This is a genomic window from Caulobacter sp. 05L422 (assembly GCF_056397765.1).
Window position 1 is genome coordinate 119,902 of sequence record NZ_JBFTOB010000017.1, and the last position, 19,046, is coordinate 138,947.

Below are 19,046 nucleotides of genomic sequence, written 5' to 3' on the forward strand. Positions count from 1 at the left end.
GCGCCGAAGGGGCTAGTACTTGTAGCGAACGCCGATCCGGTAGTTCGGACCCGCGCCGCCGTACGACGAGATGACCGGGTCCGAGTAGGCGTACCGTTCGGACATCTCGTTGGTGATGTTCAGCGCCTCGAACGTGATGCTGACCTGCTTGATCGGCTGGTAGCGCATCGAGAAGTCGACGTTCATGGTCGACTTGGCGCCGGCGAACTCGTTGATCAGCGGGCTGTCGCAGGCCGCGCCGGTCGACTGCAGGCCCGGATCGCAGTTGCCCGCGGTGAGCGGATAGGTCGTGTTGTATTCGCTGCGATAAGCCGTGGAGACGCGGGCGTTGAACTTCTCGGTCTCGTAGTAGAGCGTGAAGTTCAGGCCCTCGGGCGAGGAGCCCAGCCACGGCGCCTTGCCGTAGACCGGAGCCTTGATGACCGCGCCGGTCGTGGCGTTCACCGAGCCCGGATCCAGGATGTAGGTCAGCTCGGTGTCCAGCTTGGTGGCGTTGAACTGGACGCCCAGGTTCTTGAAGTACCAGGGCAGGAAGGTCAGATCCTGCTGGTAGTTGAACTCCCAGCCCTGCAGGACGCCGCCCGGCGCATCGCGAACCTGACGGGCGAGGAAGGGATTGTTGGCGTCGATATAGGCGCGGCGGAAGACGTCGCCGCCGGTCGCGCCGGGGAAGCCCAGCTTCAGCGCTTCGATCGCCTCGGGATCGAGGAATTCCGACAGCGGGGCTTCGTAGAAGATCGTCTGCGGATACGAAGAGATGTCCTTGCGGAAATAGCCCAGGCTGATCAGGCCGCCCGGCGTGAAGTACCATTCGGCCGCGACGTCGTAGGCCTTGCCGCGGAACGGCGACAGCTTGGGATTGCCCACCGTCAGCGTGCCGCCGGTGCTCGAACCGTCGCTGGGGACGCTGATGCCGGTCACGGCCGGCGACAGGTTGCCCAGCAGCGGACGGGCCATGACCTTGGCGGCGGCGGCGCGGATGTAGAAGTTATGGAAGGCCTCGAACGTCACGTTGCCCGACGGCAGCGTGTCGTCATAGCTGTTGTCGCCGTAGATCGGCCGGCCGGCGGTGGTTTCGCCTTGGGCGTTCACCTCGGTATGGGCCTGACGGACGCCGATGTTGCCGGACAGACGGCGGCCGTCCAGGACGTCGTAGTTGAAGTTGAACTGGGCGTAGTAGGCCAGGTTCTCTTCGGTCACGCCGAACGAGGCGGAACGGTTGCGCTTCCGGGTGATGCGGTAGTCGCCGTACTTGTTGATGCAGTTGCAGGTGAAGCCGAAGACGTTGTCGAAGGCTTCCATGTCGGGCGCCCAGAAGCTGGTGGTCGTACCGGCCGGCGCATTCAGGCCCTGGCCGACATCGACGACCTGGCCCAACGACGCGATGCTGACGCCGGCCTCCTTCTCGGTGGGGTTCAGCAGGTCGTTGTTGCGTTCGAACTGGTTGGTGGTGAACTCGAACCTGCGGCCGGTGCCGCCGAACTGGACCGACCAGTTGTCGTCCAGTTCGTAGGTGAAGTCCGCCTTCAGGCCCTTGTAGGTGTTGACCGTCTCGCGCACGTAATTGCGCATGCCGGAGAAGCCCTTGATGATCCCCCACTTCTTGGGATCCGCGGCATTGAAGCCGGCGTCGAACCGGGGCATGCCGCTGGCGCCGCGCTCGTCGAAGATGAACGGCTCCTGGGCGTCCATGTAGTTGAACTCGACCAGGGTGCCCTGGTTCTTGTTCGTCGACTCCGACATGCCGCCGCTGAATTCAGCGCGGAAGCGGTCGCTGAACTCGTGCGTCAGGTTGAGCGACACCTGGCGGAAGTCGGTCGTGTAGGCGCCGCGGTCGGCGTACGAACGCCAGTCGATGTTGCCCAGCTTCAGATATTCGGCGTTCTGGCCCACGACTTCGGCGTCGAGCAGCTTGACCGACGGACGGCCGATCAGGTCGCCGCGGAACGGCAGCGACGCGGCCGGTCCGGCGTAACCGGGCGACGCCGGGTTGGTGTAGTACTCGTACGGATCGAGGTTGTAGGGCGTGTAGCTGAAGCTGTAGCCGGGCAGCGGCGTGTTGCCGTACAGCGACTGGCCGCAATCCTGGCCGGGGTTCAGCTCGGTTTCGTCGGCGAAGGTGCAGGTGCCCGGATAGAGCGCCCGGCGCTGGGCGTCCGTCATGGCCGAACCGTTTCGCGCGGTCGCCGTGGGCACGTTGCCCCCATAGGAATAGCTGGCGTTGGTGTTGTTGCGGTTCAGACCGACCGGCGACAGACCATAGTTGGTCGTCGTGCTCTCGAAGCGCGAGTACAGCGCGTCGACCGTCAGGCGGGTGCGCTCGCTGATCTGGACCTGGAACGCGGCGGTCAGGCCCAGGCGTTCGGTGTCGACGTCCTTCTGGGTCAGCGACGGCAGGGCCGGGAAGCGGACCAGGGAGTCGTTGCAGCCCGGCGACGTCGGGGTCACCCCCGCCACCGGTTGCCCCACCGCGGCGGCGCAGTTCGGATAGAGCTTGGCGTAGGCGGCCGGATCCGAGCCGGTCATCTCGCCATAGGCGGCCGCATTGGCCATCGGATTGTAGTAGTTGGCCGGATTGGCCTTGTAGGCGGCCAACGCCGCGCCCGTCAGAGTGGTGGGGATCAGGGCCGTGAACACCGTGCCGGTCGGCGCGGCGAAGCCGGCGCGGCCGGGCAGTTCGTCGCCGGTCCAGGTCGAGCCGCGATAGGTGTAGTCGGACGAGCCGGCGCCGCGCGCATAGGTGTCGTCCACGGACTTGCGCTTGGCGTAGGCGCCCGAGACCAGCAGGCCGACCTTGCCGTCGAACCAGCGATCCGACGCCAGCACGGTGAAGCGCGGGCTGTGGGTCTTGCCGTTCTCGTAATAGGAGTCCTCGGCCGAGGCGGCGAAGGCGGAGCCCTTATAGTCGAAGGGCTTGCCCGTATAGAGATCGACCGTCGCGCCCAGCGAACCTTCGTCGGCGGCGGCCGACGACGACTTGCTCACCCGCACCGAGCTGAACAGCTCCGAGGCGAAGGCGTTGAAGTCGAAGGCCCGCGAACGGTTGGGGCTGGAGCCGGCGTCGTTGCTGGCGCCGGTGGACAGCGCCTCCATGTTGTTGACCCGCACCCGGCTGAAGTCGCCGCTCAGGCCGCGTACGCTGATCGTGCGCCCTTCGCCGTTGTCGCGGTCTATCGAGATGCCGGGCAGGCGCTGCAGAGACTCGGCCAGGTTCGAGTCCGGGAAGTCGGCGATGTCCTCGGCGTTGATGGCGTCGAGCATGACGTCCGAGGTCTTCTTGGTCTCCATCGCGCTGCGCAGCGAGGCGCGATAGCCCGTGACGACGACCTCTTCGATCACATTGGTTTCGGCGGAGGCGGTCTGAGTGTTCTGGGCTTGGGCGGCGGTCGCCGCGAGGCCGATCGAAAATCCGGCGGTGAGCGCCGCCGTCAGCGCCAGGCGCGACGAGTTACGCAGCAAGGCGCAGGTGTGCAGATGCGTGGACTTGGTCATGGACTTCCCTCCCCAGTTAGTCCCGGCGGTTCGAGGGCCGCCTTTCTTCACCCGGCCTGTTGTCACCGGTGTCATTAGGATAGACATGGCAAGAAGCTGGAGAAAAGAGGGAAAGTTAGCGGTATCATTGGAAAAATGACGAATATTTTTCCCCTCTTCAGGCCTGCAAGAAACGACGATTTCGACATGCCGATCCGCACAAGAAAGTTCGCCTCCCCCGCATTTTTTTCAGTTTCGGTTGATCGCGGACCCGTTCCCTCTCATCGTCGCCGCCTCAAGAAAAAGACCGACGTGACTGGGGAGCACCGGTGTTCGAGGCGAAGACGCCCAAGCTTCGAATCGTCAGGCCAAGCAGCGTCGGGCCGGATGTCGCGGGGTCGAACGGCGCCGCGAAAGGTCGGTGGCGCGATCGCCCGTCCTACTCGGCGACCTACGCCCGCGAATGGCGCGACCTGTGCGCTTTCCTGCGCGCGCGGTTCGGCCCGGGGCCGCCCGACCCGGAGGACGTGGCCCAGCAGGCCTTCTTCAAGTTGGGCGAGATGGAAGGCGCCGAGCGGCTCGAAAGCCCCCGGGCCTTCGTGTTCCGCGTGGCGATCAACCTGATGCTGGACGAACGCCGCAGCATGGCGCGGGTCAGCCGCACTCTCGACGCCTCGGCGCCGCTGCTGGCGATCGACAGCGAGGAGACGCCCGACCTGGAGCGCACCCTGATCGCCAAGCAGCAGATGGGCCTGCTCGAACAGGTCGTGCAGGGCCTGCCCGACCGGCACCGTCAATACCTGCTGGCCAACCGGCTGGAAGGCCAGAGCTTCGTGGCGATCGCCGAACGCTTCGGCGTCTCGCAATCGCTCGTCCGCAAGACCGTCGAGGAAGCGCTGGCCGTCTGCCAGCGCGCCCTGATCCATGGAACCGCCGATTATCGAGGACTGTCGCGTGAACGAAGCCGTCGATCCTGACTCGCCGATCGGCCAGACCGCCCGCGCCTGGGCCCTGGCGGTGGTGGGCGAGGACTTCCCGCCCGAGCGGTCGCGGCTGCTGGGCGCGTGGCTGGACGCCGACCCGCAGCACCGTCGCGCCTATGAACAGGCCGAGGGCGTGGTCCTGATGCTGGGCGGGCTGAGCGCCTCGCCGCTCGCCGAGCCCGTCGGGCGTCCGATCGCGCGCCCGGCCGTGCCCCAGGCTAGGCAGTGGCGCGCCCCGGCCATGGCGGCCGGCGGACTGCTGGCGGCCTGCCTGGCGATCGCCGTCTTCGCCCTCCCCGCCCCGACCTACGAGACCCAACCGGGCGAAACCCGCCAGATCGCCCTGAGCGACGGCAGCCAAGTCACCCTGGCCCCGGCCTCGCGCCTGAAGGCCGCCTCGCGCTGGCGTCCGCGCGCCCTGTCGCTGGAACGCGGCGAAGCCTTCTTCGTCGTCGCCCACCAGGAGGGCCATCCGTTCACGGTCCAGGCCGGCGACGCGATGGTCCGGGTGATCGGCACGCGCTTCAACGTCCATCACGGCGCCGACCAGGACGTCCGGGTCGAGGTCGAGCAGGGCGTGGTCCAGGTCTCGGACGGCGGCCGGGATCGCGCGGTCACCCTGCGGGCCGGCCAGACGGCGGTCGCCGACGCGCGCGGCCTGAGCGTCGGCGTGCTGGCCCGGTCGGACCTGGCGGGCGGCTGGCGCCAAGGCCGCCTGGCCTATGACGACGCGCCCCTTGCCGAGGTCGTCGCCGATCTCAACCGCTACGGCCAGCGCCCGCTGACGATCGATTCCGCCGCCACGGGCCGGCTGAAGGTCACGGCGGCGTTCGACGTCGCCCAGGCCGACCGCTTCGTCGCCGAGCTGCCGCGCGTGCTTCCCGTGCGACTGACCTCGGACGGCCGCGGCGGCCGGATCCTCGTCGCCGCCGATCCGAAACGCGCGCCGGAGCCTCATGCCCGGTAAGACCCGCGTCGGCGCGCGCGGTCTTGGCCTGGTCACCGTTGCGGCGACGCTGGTCCCCGGCCTGACGCCGACGGTGGTCCAAGCCGCGCCGACCCGGGTCGTCGATCTGCCCGCCCAACCTCTTTCGACCGCCCTGCTGGCCCTGTCGCGCCAGACGGGGGCGATCATCATCGCGCCGGCCGGCCTTGTCCGGGGACGAACGGCCCCGGCGGTGCGCGGCCGCCTGGAACCGGCCGAGGCGGTGCGGCGCCTGCTGCGCGGCTCGGGCCTGGACCAGTCGGTCAGCGCCGACGGGGTCATCAGCATCCGGGCGCCCGCGCCCCTCCCCGCGATCGCCCCGTCCCGCCCCCGGCTCCTGCCCCCGGAGGACAGCGAGCCCGCCGCCTTGAGCACGGTCCAGGTCGTCGCGCGCGACACCGGCAGCGAGGCCCTGCGGATGAAGCGCCTGTCCGCCGAGAGCAGCGACATCCTGTTGGGCGACGATCTGCGCAGCCTGGCCGATCCGGGCCTGGGCAGCGCCATGCAGCAACTGCCCGGCGTGGCCGTGACCAGCGACGGCGGCGAGGGACGGCAGGTCAGCGTGCGCGGGGTCGGCAGCGAATTCACCCGCGTGCGCATCAACGGCATGGAGACCCTGGCGACGTTCGGCGGCTCGAACGCCGGCGGCGGAACCAATCGCGGACGGGCCTTCGACTTCAACGTCTTCGCGGCGGACCTCTTCAACCAAATCCGCGTGCAGAAGACCCCGTCGGCCGATATCGACGAGGGCTCCCTAGGCGCGACCGTCGACCTGCAGACCCGCTCGCCCCTGGACGGCCCGCGCTCCAGGGTCCAGCTGACGGTCGAGGGCGCCTACAATTTCGGAAGCCGCAAGGCGGTCCCACGCGTCTCGGCGATCCTGTCGCGCCGCACCCAGGACGATCGGTTCGGGGTGCTGATCTCGGGCGCCTATTCGGAGCGGATGGTCGACGATGTCGGCACCAACGCCGGGCAGTGGCAGGCCGGCGCCACGGTCTATCCCGGCTTTGGAAGCGCCGCCTCGGGCGGGCCGGACCTGGCGACGCTGAACGCCGCCCTGCACCCTCGCATCCCCCGTCTGGAAGCGTTCCGCATTGAGCAGAAGCGCCTGGGCCTGACCGGCAGCCTGAAATGGCGACCGTCCGAGCGCACCGACGTCGCGCTGGACGTCCTCTATTCCGAACTGTCCTCGGAGCGGCGCGAGGACCTGCTGGAGAGCTTCACCTTCCGCACGGCGGGAGTCTGCCGCGCGCCGATCAATCCCGACTGCGGCCTGGCCGCCGTCCGGGTGAACAACGCCACGATCATCACGCCCAGGCCGGGCCTGCCGGTGCTGATCGCCGGGAGGTTCGACAATGTCGACGTCCGCACGGAGTCGCGGTTCGACCGGCTCGAGACCATTTTCCGCCAGACCACCCTGTCGGTCAGCCAGCGTCTTTCGGATCGGCTGACGCTGAAGGCCCTGGCGGGCTACAGCCGCTCCGATTTCAGCAACCCGCTGCAGACCACCGTTCAGTTGGACCAGTACGACGTCCAGGGCTTCGCCTACGACTTCAGCGACCGCCGGCGGCCGCTTATCGACTTCGGTTCGGCCGACCTGGCCAGCCCGGCGAACTGGACCCTGGCCGAGCTTCGGTCCGAACCCAACTGGGTCGACAACAGCTTCAAGACCGCCGGCCTCGACCTGGAATGGACGCCATGGGACAGCCTGACCCTGCGCGGCGGGGTGCAGCACAAGATCTACCGCACCGACGCGGTCGCCATGGCGCGCTCGGACGGCTCGATCGCCAACCTCAACGCCGACATCCCGGCCGCCCTCGCGGCGATCGCGCCGTCCGGCTATCTGCGCCAGGCCTGGTCCAACCGCTTCACCACCGCCGCCGGGACGCCCGACGCCTGGCTGGCGCCCGACGTCGCCACCGCCGCCGCCCTTTTCCGGGCCGCCTGCTGGTCCAGCGCCTGCGAGACGCTGGAGCTGGGCCCCGAACCGCTTCTGGGCCTCAACTACGCGGTCGAGGAACACGATACTTCCGCCTATCTGCAGGCTGCCTTCACGCTGTCCGCGCCCTGGTCGCCGCGCGGCGATTTCGGCTTGCGCTACGCCCACACCCGCCAGGCGTCGCGGGGCTTCACCACCGATCCGGACGCGCCGGGGTTCGTGGCCCCGATCTCGGCGACCCGGGATTATGACGATCTGCTGCCCTCGTTGAACCTGGCCTTCGAACCGCGCGACGACCTGGTGCTGCGGTTCGCCGCCGCGCGGGTGATGTCGCGGCCGGATTTGCGCAGCCTGCGCCCCGGCGTCAATGTCTCGACCGGCGGCCTGCGGGCCGTTTCGGCGGGCGATGCGTTCCTGCGTCCCGCGCGAGCCGACACCCTGGACACCGCCGTCGAGTGGTACTTCGCCCCCGGCGCGGTCCTGTCGGCCGCGTTCTTCCACAAGACCATCCATTCCGCCGTCCAGGTCACCGCCACCGCACCTTCGGTGTTCTCGGCCAATCCGTTCGGCCTGCCCGACAGCGTGGCGACGGCGGCGTGCGGACGCCTGCCGGGATGCGCGCCGGACCTGCCGATCTGGCAATTCCTGACACGGACCGACGAAGGCGGGGGTCATCTGGACGGGCTGGAACTGGCGCTGCAGGCGCCGTTGGACCTGGCCTCGCCAGCCTTACGGGGCTGGAACGTCCGCGCCGGCGTGACCTACAGCCGCTCGCGCATGCGGTTCTGGAACCTGCAGGGCGAGCCGTTCATCGCCCACGACAGCCTGGGCTCGCCCCGCATCGTGGGGACGATCACCACCGCCTATCGCCGCAACGGCCTGGACGTGCGCGCGACCCTGTCGCATCGCGGCCGCTATCTGACCGCCATCCCCGCCCCGACCGGCGCCGACGTCGACGGCGTCAACGCCTACACCAACCTGGACCTCTCGGCCCGCTATCGGGTCGCGCCCGGATGGTGGGTGACCGCGGCGGGCGGCAACCTGCTGAACACGACCAACCGCCAGTTCTCCGACACCAGCGACCTGGCCAACTACCAGCACCACACCGGCCGGGAGTTCCGTCTCGGCCTGGAGATGCGGTTCTAGCGGGCCTCAAGCCTTCGGGGCCGCGCCCATGGACTGCCGCTGGATCAGGTCCAAGCCGATCGGCCTGTGGGGCTGGGCGGCGGTCCGGTCTTCGATCATGGCCAGCAGCGTCTCGGTCGCCAGCCGGGCCATCTCGGTCAGCGGACGGCGGATCGTCGTCAGGGCCGGGGTGATCATCGCGGCGAGATCGCTGCCGTCGAACCCGGCCACCGACAGCTGGTCCGGCACCTGGACGCCGCGCTCGCGGGCCGCCTTGAGCACGGCGGCGGCCATGATGTCGTTGCAGGCGAAGATCGCGGTCGGCGGCTGGTCGAGGGACAGCAGCGCCTCGGCGGCGGCCAGGCCGCTCTCGAACCCGTAGTCGCCCTTCTGGAGGTAGGCCTGCGGCATCGGCTCGGGCAGCGCCGCCAGGAAGCCGGCCTTGCGTTCCTGGGCCGAACGGAAGTGGGGCGGGCCTTCGATCAGCGCGATCCGGCGGTGGCCCAGTTCGATCAGGCGCCGGCCCAGCTCGAACGTCGCGGCCCGCTCGTCGCTGACCAGCATGCAGGGGTATTCCGGCAGCGACACCGAGGCGATGCCCACCGAGGGCACGCCCAGCTGGGTCAGGCGCGCGGGGATCGCGGCGATTTCGGAGGTGGGCGGCAAGACGATCAGCCCGTCCACCCGCGAGCGCCGCACGAAGCTTTCGACGTCGGCCGCGACCTCGGGGTCGCCGAACCGCACGGGGTGGACCACCAGTTCATAGCCGTGCCGCGAGCAGGTCTCGACGATGCCGCGCTGCAGGGCGCTGATCACGTGGGCGTTGGGATCGTCCTGCACCACCGCGATCAGGAACGAGCGTCCCGAGGCCAGGGCCCGGGCGCGGATGCTGGGGCTGTAGCCGAGCCGGGCGATGGTCTCCAGGACCGTCTTGCGGGTCTCCTCGCCGACATTGGGGGCCTTGTTGAGGACCCGCGACACGGTGCGAATCGAAACGCCCGACGCCAGGGCCACATCGTCGATCGTCACCGACAGCGCCGCGCCGAATTCGCCCTGAGCCACCGAAGCCCTCCCATTTCCCACGATATGGCATAACGCGCCTGCGACAACGTTGCTAGCGCTAGCATCCATCGTGCCAGCGCTGGCAAATAGAATGCTACCGGTACCAATTTCATTTGACACCCTTGGTCGCCGAATGTTTCCTGCCTGCAACGGGCCTGCGGAAGACAGGCCTTCAAGAGGGGGCGCGCAGGATGAGACTGGATCGAAGAGGCCTCGTGTTCGCGGGTCTGGCCGGCGCGTCGGCGCTTTCCGCCGGTTCGGCAAGCGCCCAGCCCAAGCCGACCGACCCGACGGCGCACTGGTTCAACATCCGCGATTTCGGCGCCGTGGGCGACGGCGCGGCCATCGACTCCCCCGCCATCAACAAGGCCATCGACCGCGCCGCGGCCCAGGGCGGCGGGGTGGTGCATTTTCCGCCCGGAACCTACGCCTGCTACACCCTTCGCCTGAAGAGCGGGGTCACGCTGCACCTGGGCGAAGGCGCCGTGCTGCTGGCCGCCGCCCCTACCGGCGTGGCCCCGAACGGCTATGACGACCCGGGCGCGGGCGCCGGCAACGCCTATCAGGACTACGGCCACAGCCACTGGACCAACAGCCTGATCTTCGGCGAGGGCCTGCACGACATCGCCATCGTCGGGACCGGCCTGATCTGGGGCAAGGGCCTGACCCGCGGCCACCGCTTCCCCGACGATCCGCCGGACGTCAGCGGCCCCGGCGTCGGCGACAAGGCCATCGCCCTGAAGAACTGCCGCAACGTGCTGCTGCGCGACTTCAAGGTCCTGCAAGGCGGCTGGTTCGCCCTGCTGGCCACCGGCGTCGACAATCTGATTATCGATAGTCTGATCGTCGACACCAACCGCGACGGCCTGGACATCGATTGCTGCCGCAACGTGCGGGTCACCAACTGCACGATCAACTCGCCGTGGGACGACGGCATCTGCCCCAAGAGCTCATTCGCCCTGGGCTATGCGCGGCCGACCGAGAACCTGACGATCTCCGACTGCCTGCTGACCGGCAACTACGAGATGGGCTCGGTGATCGACKGCACGTGGAAGACCATGCCGCCGGGCTTCCACGGCTATGGCCGCATCAAGCTGGGCACGGAGTCGAACGGCGGCTTCAAGAACGTCACGATCACCAACTGCGTGTTCGATCACTGCTACGGCATCGCGCTGGAGACGATGGACGGGGCGCTGACCGAAGACATCGCCATCAGCAACATCACCATGCGCGGCCTGGGCTTCCCGCCCCTGTTCCTGCGCCTGGGCAGCCGCATGCGCGGCCCGGCCGGGATCCCGGTGGGCAAGCTGCGGCGCATCACGATCCAGAACATCGTCAGCCACGGCGCCACGCCGCAGCCGTCGATCATCGCGGGCGTGGCCGGCCACCCGGTCGAGGACGTCAAGATCAGCGACGTCTACTTCCACCAGCTAGGTGGCGGCTCGGCCGAGCTGGCCAGGCGACAGCCGCCCGAGGCCGACAAGGCCTATCCGGATCCGGACATGTTCGGCGACCTGCCCGCCACCGGCTTCTTCATCCGCCACGCCCGCAACATCGAGATGAGCAACGTCGAGATCGTGGCCGAGGCGGCCGACGCCCGGCCCGCCTTCTGGATGCGGGACGTCCAGGACATCGACCTCTTCCGACTCCGCCTGCCCAAGGCTCCGTCCACCTTCATGCTGGACCAGGTCACGGGCTTCCGGAGCTTCGGCAGCCGCTGGCTCGAGGACCGTCGCTTCGACGGGACGGTCAGCCAGACTTTCTAAAACTCACTGCGCGCAACGAGCGGCCCAAAGAGCCGCCTCAGGAGGGAACGACATGAACACCAAACACTACTTCGGCGCGGCTTCGCCCGCTGTCCTGGCCGCGGCTTTGCTGCTTGTGCCAGCGCTGGCACAAGCTCAAACCGCGCCCCCGGCGCCGTCGGGCGCCGAGGCCTCGACGGTCGAGACCGTGGTCGTGACCGGCTCGCGCCTGGCCTCGCGGGGCTTCAGCGCCCCGACGCCGGTGGCGGTCGTCAGCGCCGAGGAGTTCAAGCTCTCCGGCACCGTGAACGCCGAACAGCTGCTGGGCACCTCGCCGCAGTTCGTGGGCTCGCAGAACAACGGCCAGACGGCCAACACCGTGCCCGGCGGCACCGCCACGCTGAACCTGCGCGGCTTTGGCGCCCAGCGGAACCTGGTGCTGGTCAACGGCCGACGCTTCGCCATCGCCGGGGCCGATCAGACCACCGACATCAACACGATCCCCGTCTCGCTGATCCGCCAGACCGAAGTGGTGACCGGCGGCTCGTCGGCGGTCTACGGCTCGGACGCCATCACCGGCGTCGTCAACTTCATCATGCGCGACGACTTCGAAGGCGTGGAGATCAACGGCCAGACCAGCTGGGACAGCCACACCACCACCCCCACCTACAATCTCGATCTGACGGTCGGCGGCAACTTCGCCGAGGGTCGCGGCAACGCGGTCGTCTCGGTCAACTACCTGGATCGCGGCGCCATCTCGCGCGGGATGCGTGGGGACTGGACCTATGACTCGCTGTCCGACGGCTGCGTCACCTCCGCCTCGTTCAGCAAGAGCAAGGCCGGCATTCCGCTGGCCGTTCCAGGCGGCTCGACCTGCGCGGCGGCCGGCGGCCGCATGGGCCTGATCGCCGGCGGCAGCGGCGACATCCCCAACGGCCGCTTCACCGGCGTGCCCAGCGTCGGCGGCGCGGGCTCGACCCCGGGCCTGGACGCGGCGCTGATCGCCGCGGGCCTGGGCGCGATGGGCTCGCGCGGCTTCACCTTCGACAAGGCCGGAACGACGGCCCGCCCCGCCCTCACCCCGCAGGACGACTTCAACCTCGGCCCGGACAACTACCTGATCATCCCGCAGAAGCGCTGGATGATGAACGCCTTCAGCCACTACGACTTCAACAGCAAGGTCACCGGCTATCTGGAAGGCCACTTCAGCAACAACGTCGTCGACATGCAGCTGGCGCCGACCAACATCAACGGCCCGTTCCTGCTCAACACCAACAACCCCTATCTCTCGGCCCCGATGCAGGAAGTGCTGCGTCAGATGGACCTGAAAGAGGTGGGGACCACGACGGTGACCACCGGCACCGCGTCGCGGACCACCGTGGCCGGCGACGGCCTGGCCGTGATCAACGTCGGGCGCCGCCTCCGCGAGATCGGCCTGCGCCGCAACAACGCCGAGCGCAACGTCTGGCGCGTGGCGGCCGGCTTGCGCGGCGACCTGGGCAGCGTCTCCGACAACTTCCTGCGCAACCTCAGCTACGACGCCTACTACACCTACGCCCGCACCTCCGAGACCGACCACCAGGAAGGCAACGCCTCGCGCAGCCGCTTCCAGGCCAACCTGCTCTCGGTGGGCGGCGCACCGCCGGTGCTCAACGTGTTCGGCGAGAACATCTCGGCGGCCGGGATCAGCGCGATCTCGATCGCGGCCACCAATATCACCGAGGCCGAACAGCAGGTCGCCTCGGCCGGACTGTCGGGCGAGCTCTTCAGCCTGCCGGCCGGGCCGGTCGACTTCTCGGCCGGCACGGAGTGGCGCTACAACTCCGCCCGCTACACCCCCGACGAGTTCCTGCGCTCGGGCGACGTGGTCGGCTTCAACCCCGGCCTGCCCACCGGCGGCAGCACGATCGTCAAGGAAATCTACGGCGAAGCCCGCGTGCCGATCCTGGCGGACCTGCCGTTCGTCAAGAACCTCAGCGCCAACGGCGCCTTCCGCTACTCGGACTACAATCTGAAGGGCGTCGGCGGGGTCTGGACCTATTCGGTCGGCGGCGCCTGGCAGGTGACCTCGGACGTCAACTTCCGCGGCCAATTCCAGCACGCCATCCGCGCGCCGAACGTCGGTGAGCTGTATGGCGGCCTGGCCCAGAGCTTCGACGCGGCCACCGATCCGTGCTCGAGCCGCGCCCCCACCGCTCAGCAGACCGCCGCCGTCCGCGCCATCTGCGTGGCCACCGGCGTGCCGGCCGCGGCGGTCTTCACGCCCGGCGTGCAGTCCAACACCATCATCGGCAACCTGCAGGGCGGCAATCCGAACGTCGGCATCGAGGAGTCTGACACCTACACGTTCGGCGCGGTCATCACGCCGCGGGCCATCCCCGGCCTGGCGATCAGCGTCGACTACTTCAACATCGACCTGGACGGCGCGATCTCGGCGCTGGGCGGCGGTCTGAACAACACGCTGAACCTCTGCTACAACATCGTCCAGAACGCCTCGAGCGAGTTCTGCCAGGCGATCAAGCGCAACCCGATCACCGGCGAGATCGCGCCGCCCTACTACGCGACGATCACCAACGCCAACACCGGCGGCCTGAAGACCGCCGGCGTCGACTTCGTGGCCAACTACAGGTTCAGCACGGACTTCGGCATTCCGGGCCTCAGCCAGGACAGCCGCTTCGAGATCGGCACGGAATGGACCTGGACCGACGAGTTCACCTCGACGCCGGTCCAGGCCTTCCCGAACATCAAGAACTACTGCGCGGGCGCCTACGGCCCGACCTGCGGCCAGCCGATCCCCGAATGGAAGGGCGGCACGCGGGTGACCTGGCGCACGGGACCGCTGACCCTCAGCCTGCGGCACCGCTATGTCGGCGAGGTCATGAGCGACAAGTACCTCCTGCCCAAGCGCGCGGGCGGGACCGTTCCCAGCCTCGACACCCTGACCAACCCGAAACTGCCGGCCCAGAACTACTTCGACATGTCGTTCAGCTACGACATCCTCGAGAACGTCCAGGTGTACGGCGGCGCCAACAACATCGCCGACAAGGATCCGCCCGTCCTGGGCAGCTCGTCCCCGTCGGCCAACACCTATGCGGCCACCTATGACGTGCTGGGCGCCACCTTCTTCCTGGGCGGCAAGCTGAAGTTCTAGAGATGTCTGGTGGAAGCGTGTGTTTCTGTTCGGGCGGCGTCGGGCGTGATCACCCGGAACCGCTCGACGCTTCCTCCTGGCGCGGGCGCGCGCGTTCGGCGGTCCTTCCCCGCCCTGCGCGCGCCCGAAAGCCGCCTTTGAGTTCGACCGCTTTGACAAGGTCTGTGCGATGCGCGTGAAACAGCTGGGACTGACGGGACTTTCGGCCCTGGCGTTGGGCTGGGCCGGCGCGCCCGCGACGATCCAGGCCGCGCAACCCGCCGCGACCTATCGCAATCCCATCCTGCACGCCGACTATTCGGACCCTGACGTGATCCGCGTCGGCGACAGCTACTACATGGTCGCCTCGACCTTCCATTTCTCGCCGGGCCTGCCGGTGCTGCAGTCCAAGGACCTGGTCCACTGGACGATCCTGGGCCACGTGCTGCCCAAGCTGACCTTCGCGCCCGAATACGACCTGCCCGGCCCCGTCCCCACCGACGACACCGGCGCGCGGATGCCGCGCGACCAGCGCACGTTCGGCCAGCGCTACGCCGGCGGCGTCTGGGCCCCGTCGATCCGCCATCACGGCGGGCGGTTCTACGTCTACTTCGCCACGCCCTACGAGGGCGTGTTCATGTCGACGGCGACCAAGCCCGAGGGGCCGTGGAGCGCGCCCGTGGCGGTGATCGCCGAAGCCGGTCTCGAAGACCCCTGCCCCTTCTGGGACGACGACGGCCAGGCCTATCTGGTCCACGGCAAGGTCGGAGCCGGGCCGCTGGTCCTCCACCGCATGGCGCCCGACGGCAAGTCGGTGCTGTCTGGCGGCAAGGTCATCGTCGAGGACGCCAAGGCCCTGCCCGTGCTGGAGGGGCCCAAGCTCTACAAGCGCAACGGCTGGTACTACATCTTCGCGCCGATCGGCGGGGTCGAGACCGGCCCGCAGGCCGTGCTCCGTTCGCGGAACATCTGGGGTCCCTACGAGCACCGCACGGTGCTGGCGCCGGGCAAGACGGCCTGGAAGGGCCCGCACCAGGGCGGCTGGGTCGAGACCCCGTCCGGCCAGGGCTGGTTCATCCACTTCAACAGCGCCGGCGCCTATGGCCGGATCGTCCACCTGCAGCCGGTGTCCTGGAAGGACGACTGGCCGGTGATGGGCGAGCCGATCCCCGGCGCCGGGCCCGACGAGACCGCTGGCCAGCCGGTGGCGCGGCACGCCATGCCGGATGTCGGTGGGCGCTTCCCGCCGGTCCAGCCCCAAACCTCCGACACGTTCTCGGCCAAGGCGCTGGGCCCGCAGTGGGAGTGGAACCACAATCCCGACGATCGCCGCTGGAGCCTGACGAAACGCCCCGGCTTCCTGCGCCTGACCTCGGCTCCGGCGCCGAACCTGGTCTCGGCCCGCAACACCCTGACCCAGGTTCTGCAGAGCGAGCATTCGATCGTCACCGCGCGCATCGACGCCGGCGGCCTGGTCGACGGCCAGCGCGCGGGCCTGGTGATGTTCGGCCAGGGGATCAGCTGGATCGGCGTCGCGCGGCGGGACGGCGTTTCGCGCGTGACCTTCTCATCGGCCGGCGTGGAGACCCCCGGTCCGACCCTGCCGGCCAAGGCCCTGGATCTGCGGGTCGAGGTCGCCGACCAGACCGCGCGCTACAGCTACAGCCTGGACGGGGGCAAGACCTTCACCACCCTGGGCGCGGCGGCCCCGCTGCGCTTCAGCTGGTGGAAGGGCGCCCGCCCGGCCCTGTTCACCTACAACGATCCGAACCAGGCGAAACCAGGCGTCGCGGACTTCGACTGGGTGACGGTCAAGGCGGTGAACCCGTGATCCGCCTGCGGACCCTGGCTGTCGCCGTCGCCCTGGCCGTCGCCCCCGGCCTGGCCTTTGCCCAGCCGATCGACCGCCTCGCCCTGGTCTCGCGCCACGCCCCGACCCTGACCGCCGTCGATCCGCACGCGCCGATGATGGTCGGCAACGGCAGCCTGGGGTTCACCGCCGACATCACCGGCCTGCAGACCTTTCCCGAACCGTACTCGCCCCTGGCCCCGCTGCTGACCATGGCCCAGTGGTCGTGGCACAGCTTCCCCAACCCCAAGGGCTATACCGAGGCCGACGGTCTGACGCCGGTCGACGTGCCCGGGCGCGGCCGCCAGCCCTATGCCTGGATGAAGGGCGGGCTGGAGAAACCCAACCCGGCCGACGCCTGGCTGCGCGAGAACCCGCACCACTTCTCCCTCGGCCGCATCGCCCTGGACCTGCGCGACGGCCAGGGCAAACCGGCCGCCTTCGCCGACCTGTCCCAGACCCGCCAGACCCTTGACCTGTGGACCGGCGCCCTGACCAGCACCTTCGTCTATGACGGCCAGCCGGTGAGCGTGGAGACCCGGGTCCAGTCCGACCGCGACGTCGTCCTGGTCGAGATCACCTCGCCCCTGGTGGCGGCCGGCCGGCTGGGCGTCACGGTGCGCTATCCCGGCGTGTCGGCGAACCTGAACCCCGACCCGTCCGACTGGACCCATCCCGAGCGCCACACAACCACCGTGGTGGGCCGCGCCCCGGGCCGGCTGGTCCTGTCGCGCCGCCTCGACGGCACTGTCTACGGCTCCAGCATCGACGCTCCAGGCGCGACGATCGCGGCCGACGGCCCCCACGCCTTCACGGTGCGCCCCGCGACGGGCGACCGGCTGGTGGTGATGGTCGGCTTCTCGAGGACCGCGAAGGCCCCGTCGCCCCTCGACTACGCCAAAGCCCGCGACGCCGTCACCGCCCATTGGCGGGACTACTGGTCCAAGGGCGGGGTCGTCGACTTCACCGGCAGCACCGATCCGCGCGCCCCCGAGCTGGAGCGCCGGGTGGTGCTGTCGCAGTACCTGCAGGCCCTGAACGGCGCTGGCGACACGCCGCCCCAGGAGGAAGGCCTGTTCTCCAACAGCTGGAACGGCAAGTTCCACCTGGAAATGCACCCCTGGCACTCGGCCCATTTCGCCACCTGGGGCCGCCCGGCCGAGCTGGAGCGCGGCCTGGACTGGTACCTCACCCACTTGTCCAAGGCCCAGGCCGAGGCCCGCCGGCACAAGGTCGAGGGCGCCTGGTGGCCGAAGATGGCGGGGCCCGAGGGCCGCAACAGCCCCAGCTCGATCTCGCCCTTCATCATGTGGCAGCAGCCGCACCCGATCCTGATGGCCGAGCTGGCCTTCCGGGCCCATCCCGGCCAGGCGACCCTGGCGCGCTACGGCGAGCTGGTCGACCAGACCGCCCGCCTGCTGGCGACTTGGCCGCGCTGGGACGCCGCCACCGGCCGCTACGTGCTGGGTCCGCCGATCATCCCGGTGCAGGAGAACTACGATCCCCTGACCACGGTGAATCCGACCTTCGAGGTCGAGTACTTCCGGCGCGGCCTGCAGACGGCCCAGGCCTGGCGCGTGCGCCGGGGCCTGCCGCGCGACGCGCAATGGGACGAGGTGATCGCCAAGATGTCGAAGGTCGCCGAGCGCGACGGCCTCTATCTGGCGACCGAAAGTTCGCCCGACCTCTGGCGCCAGGCCGCCTCGCCCGCCTGCGACGGCCACGCGACCGGAACCTGCGAGAACCGCGACCACCCGTCGTTCCTGATGGCCTATGGCCTGATCGGCGGCGACCGGATCGATCCTGAAACGATGCGCCGGACCCTCCGCGCCACCGAAAACCACTGGGACCTGCGCCAGACCTGGGGCTGGGACTTCCCGATGGTGGCCATGACCGCCGCCCGCCTGGGCGAGCCGGAGGACGCGGTCGACTGGCTGTTCAAGGACCTGAAGAACAACCAGTGGGGCGTCACCGGCATGACCCCGCGCGTCCATGCCGACGAACACGCCATCGCCTTCACGCCGGGCGCGGCCGGGGCCGGCCCGGACGGACCGGGCTATCGGCGCGCCGCCGAGACCTATTTCCCGTCCAACGGCTCGCTGCTGCTGGCGGTCGGCATGATGGCCGGCGGCTGGGACGGCTCAAAGGGCCCCGCCCCCGGCTTCCCGAAGTCGGGCTGGACCGTCCGCGCAGAGGGTCTCAAGCCCCTGCCCTGATCCGACCGTGACGCCCCACCGTCTCGACCTCCTCCCCGCCTCTTTCCCGGTTTGCTCCCATGACCACACCCATGACCCGGCCTCTGGTTTTTCACGACGACCGCCTGTTTCCGGCCGATGGGCGCACGCGGGAGATCGCGCGGGCGCTGTACGGCCAGGTCAAGACCCTGCCGATCATCAGCCCGCACGGCCACACCGATCCGGCCTGGTTCGCCACCAACGCGCCCTTCGAGGACGCCACTGATCTCTTGCTGGCGCCCGACCACTACCTGTTCCGCATGCTCTACAGCCAGGGGATCAGCCTGGACGCCCTGAAGGTCCGCTCCAAGGCCGGGGTCCCGAGCACCGACCCGCGCGAAGCGTGGCGCAAGCTGGCCGAGAACTTCTATCTCTTCCGCGGCACGCCCTCGTGGATGTGGCTCAACCACGTGTTCAGCCAGGTGTTCGGCTTCACGCAGTTCTTCGGCCCCGACAACGCCGACGACTATTTCGACCGCATCAACGAAGCCCTGGCCACCGAGGCCTTCCGGCCCCGGGCGCT

General features: G+C 69.1%; 10 protein-coding genes. 8 read left to right on the top strand and 2 right to left on the bottom strand.

Translation table 11 applies throughout. The features are described from left to right. Nucleotides 1-12: 12 nt before the first annotated feature. The gene (locus AC1DMQ_RS17130; RefSeq protein ID WP_477034758.1) at nt 13-3,492 is read right to left on the bottom strand and encodes a TonB-dependent receptor domain-containing protein; all 3,480 of its coding nucleotides are present in this window, start codon (nt 3,490-3,492) and stop codon (nt 13-15) included. A 308-nt stretch (nt 3,493-3,800) separates the two neighbouring features. Here AC1DMQ_RS17130 and AC1DMQ_RS17135 point away from each other — a divergent pair, with 308 nt between their 5' ends. The 3 genes from AC1DMQ_RS17135 to AC1DMQ_RS17145 are packed head-to-tail and all read left to right on the top strand — an operon-like array spanning nt 3,801 to nt 8,524. Continuing rightward, nucleotides 3,801-4,448: a sigma-70 family RNA polymerase sigma factor gene (locus AC1DMQ_RS17135; RefSeq protein WP_477034759.1), complete on the top strand. Its 648-nt coding sequence runs from the start codon at nt 3,801-3,803 to the stop codon at nt 4,446-4,448. After that, nucleotides 4,426-5,421 carry a FecR family protein gene (locus tag AC1DMQ_RS17140; RefSeq protein WP_477034760.1) on the top strand — a complete coding sequence of 332 codons (996 nt, stop codon included), beginning with the start codon at nt 4,426-4,428 and terminating at the stop codon, nt 5,419-5,421. The genes AC1DMQ_RS17135 and AC1DMQ_RS17140 overlap by 23 nt, the downstream gene beginning before the upstream one ends. Next, entirely contained in the window at nt 5,411-8,524 is a 3,114-nt protein-coding gene (locus tag AC1DMQ_RS17145) for a TonB-dependent receptor (RefSeq protein ID WP_477034761.1), read from the top strand. The genes AC1DMQ_RS17140 and AC1DMQ_RS17145 overlap by 11 nt, the downstream gene beginning before the upstream one ends. A 6-nt stretch (nt 8,525-8,530) precedes the next feature. On the opposite strand, the gene AC1DMQ_RS17150 is transcribed toward AC1DMQ_RS17145, so the two are convergent. Continuing rightward, complete coding sequence (locus tag AC1DMQ_RS17150; RefSeq protein ID WP_477034762.1) at nt 8,531-9,565, bottom strand: LacI family DNA-binding transcriptional regulator; 1,035 nt, start codon at nt 9,563-9,565, stop codon at nt 8,531-8,533. A gap of 215 nt (nt 9,566-9,780) precedes the next feature. Here AC1DMQ_RS17150 and AC1DMQ_RS17155 point away from each other — a divergent pair, with 215 nt between their 5' ends. From AC1DMQ_RS17155 to AC1DMQ_RS17175, 5 genes are all read left to right on the top strand, one after another. Continuing rightward, nucleotides 9,781-11,331, top strand: a complete 1,551-nt coding sequence (locus AC1DMQ_RS17155; RefSeq protein ID WP_477034763.1) for a rhamnogalacturonidase — start codon at nt 9,781-9,783, stop codon at nt 11,329-11,331. A 52-nt stretch (nt 11,332-11,383) separates the two neighbouring features. Then, entirely contained in the window at nt 11,384-14,461 is a 3,078-nt protein-coding gene (locus AC1DMQ_RS17160) for a TonB-dependent receptor domain-containing protein (protein ID WP_477034764.1), read from the top strand. 169 nt (nt 14,462-14,630) lie between these two features. After that, on the top strand, nt 14,631-16,271 hold the full coding sequence (locus tag AC1DMQ_RS17165; protein ID WP_477034765.1) for a glycoside hydrolase family 43 protein: 1,641 nt from the start codon (nt 14,631-14,633) through the stop codon (nt 16,269-16,271). Then, nucleotides 16,268-18,505 carry a hypothetical protein gene (locus tag AC1DMQ_RS17170; protein WP_477034766.1) on the top strand — a complete coding sequence of 746 codons (2,238 nt, stop codon included), beginning with the start codon at nt 16,268-16,270 and terminating at the stop codon, nt 18,503-18,505. Before AC1DMQ_RS17165 ends, AC1DMQ_RS17170 begins: the two co-directional genes overlap by 4 nt. Before the next feature lie 71 nt (nt 18,506-18,576). After that, nucleotides 18,577-19,046: glucuronate isomerase (locus AC1DMQ_RS17175; RefSeq protein WP_477034767.1), on the top strand; the 470-nt coding region annotated here is incomplete at its 3' end.

Excerpts from the sequence above, each read along its gene's own strand:
- AC1DMQ_RS17145 (WP_477034761.1), top strand. The coding sequence starts at position 5,411 with ATGCCCGGTAAGACCCGCGTCGGCGCGCGCGGTCTTGGCCTGGTCACC.
- AC1DMQ_RS17160 (WP_477034764.1), top strand. The coding sequence starts at position 11,384 with ATGAACACCAAACACTACTTCGGCGCGGCTTCGCCCGCTGTCCTGGCC.
- AC1DMQ_RS17130 (WP_477034758.1), bottom strand. The coding sequence starts at position 3,492 with ATGACCAAGTCCACGCATCTGCACACCTGCGCCTTGCTGCGTAACTCG.
- AC1DMQ_RS17165 (WP_477034765.1), top strand. The coding sequence starts at position 14,631 with ATGCGCGTGAAACAGCTGGGACTGACGGGACTTTCGGCCCTGGCGTTG.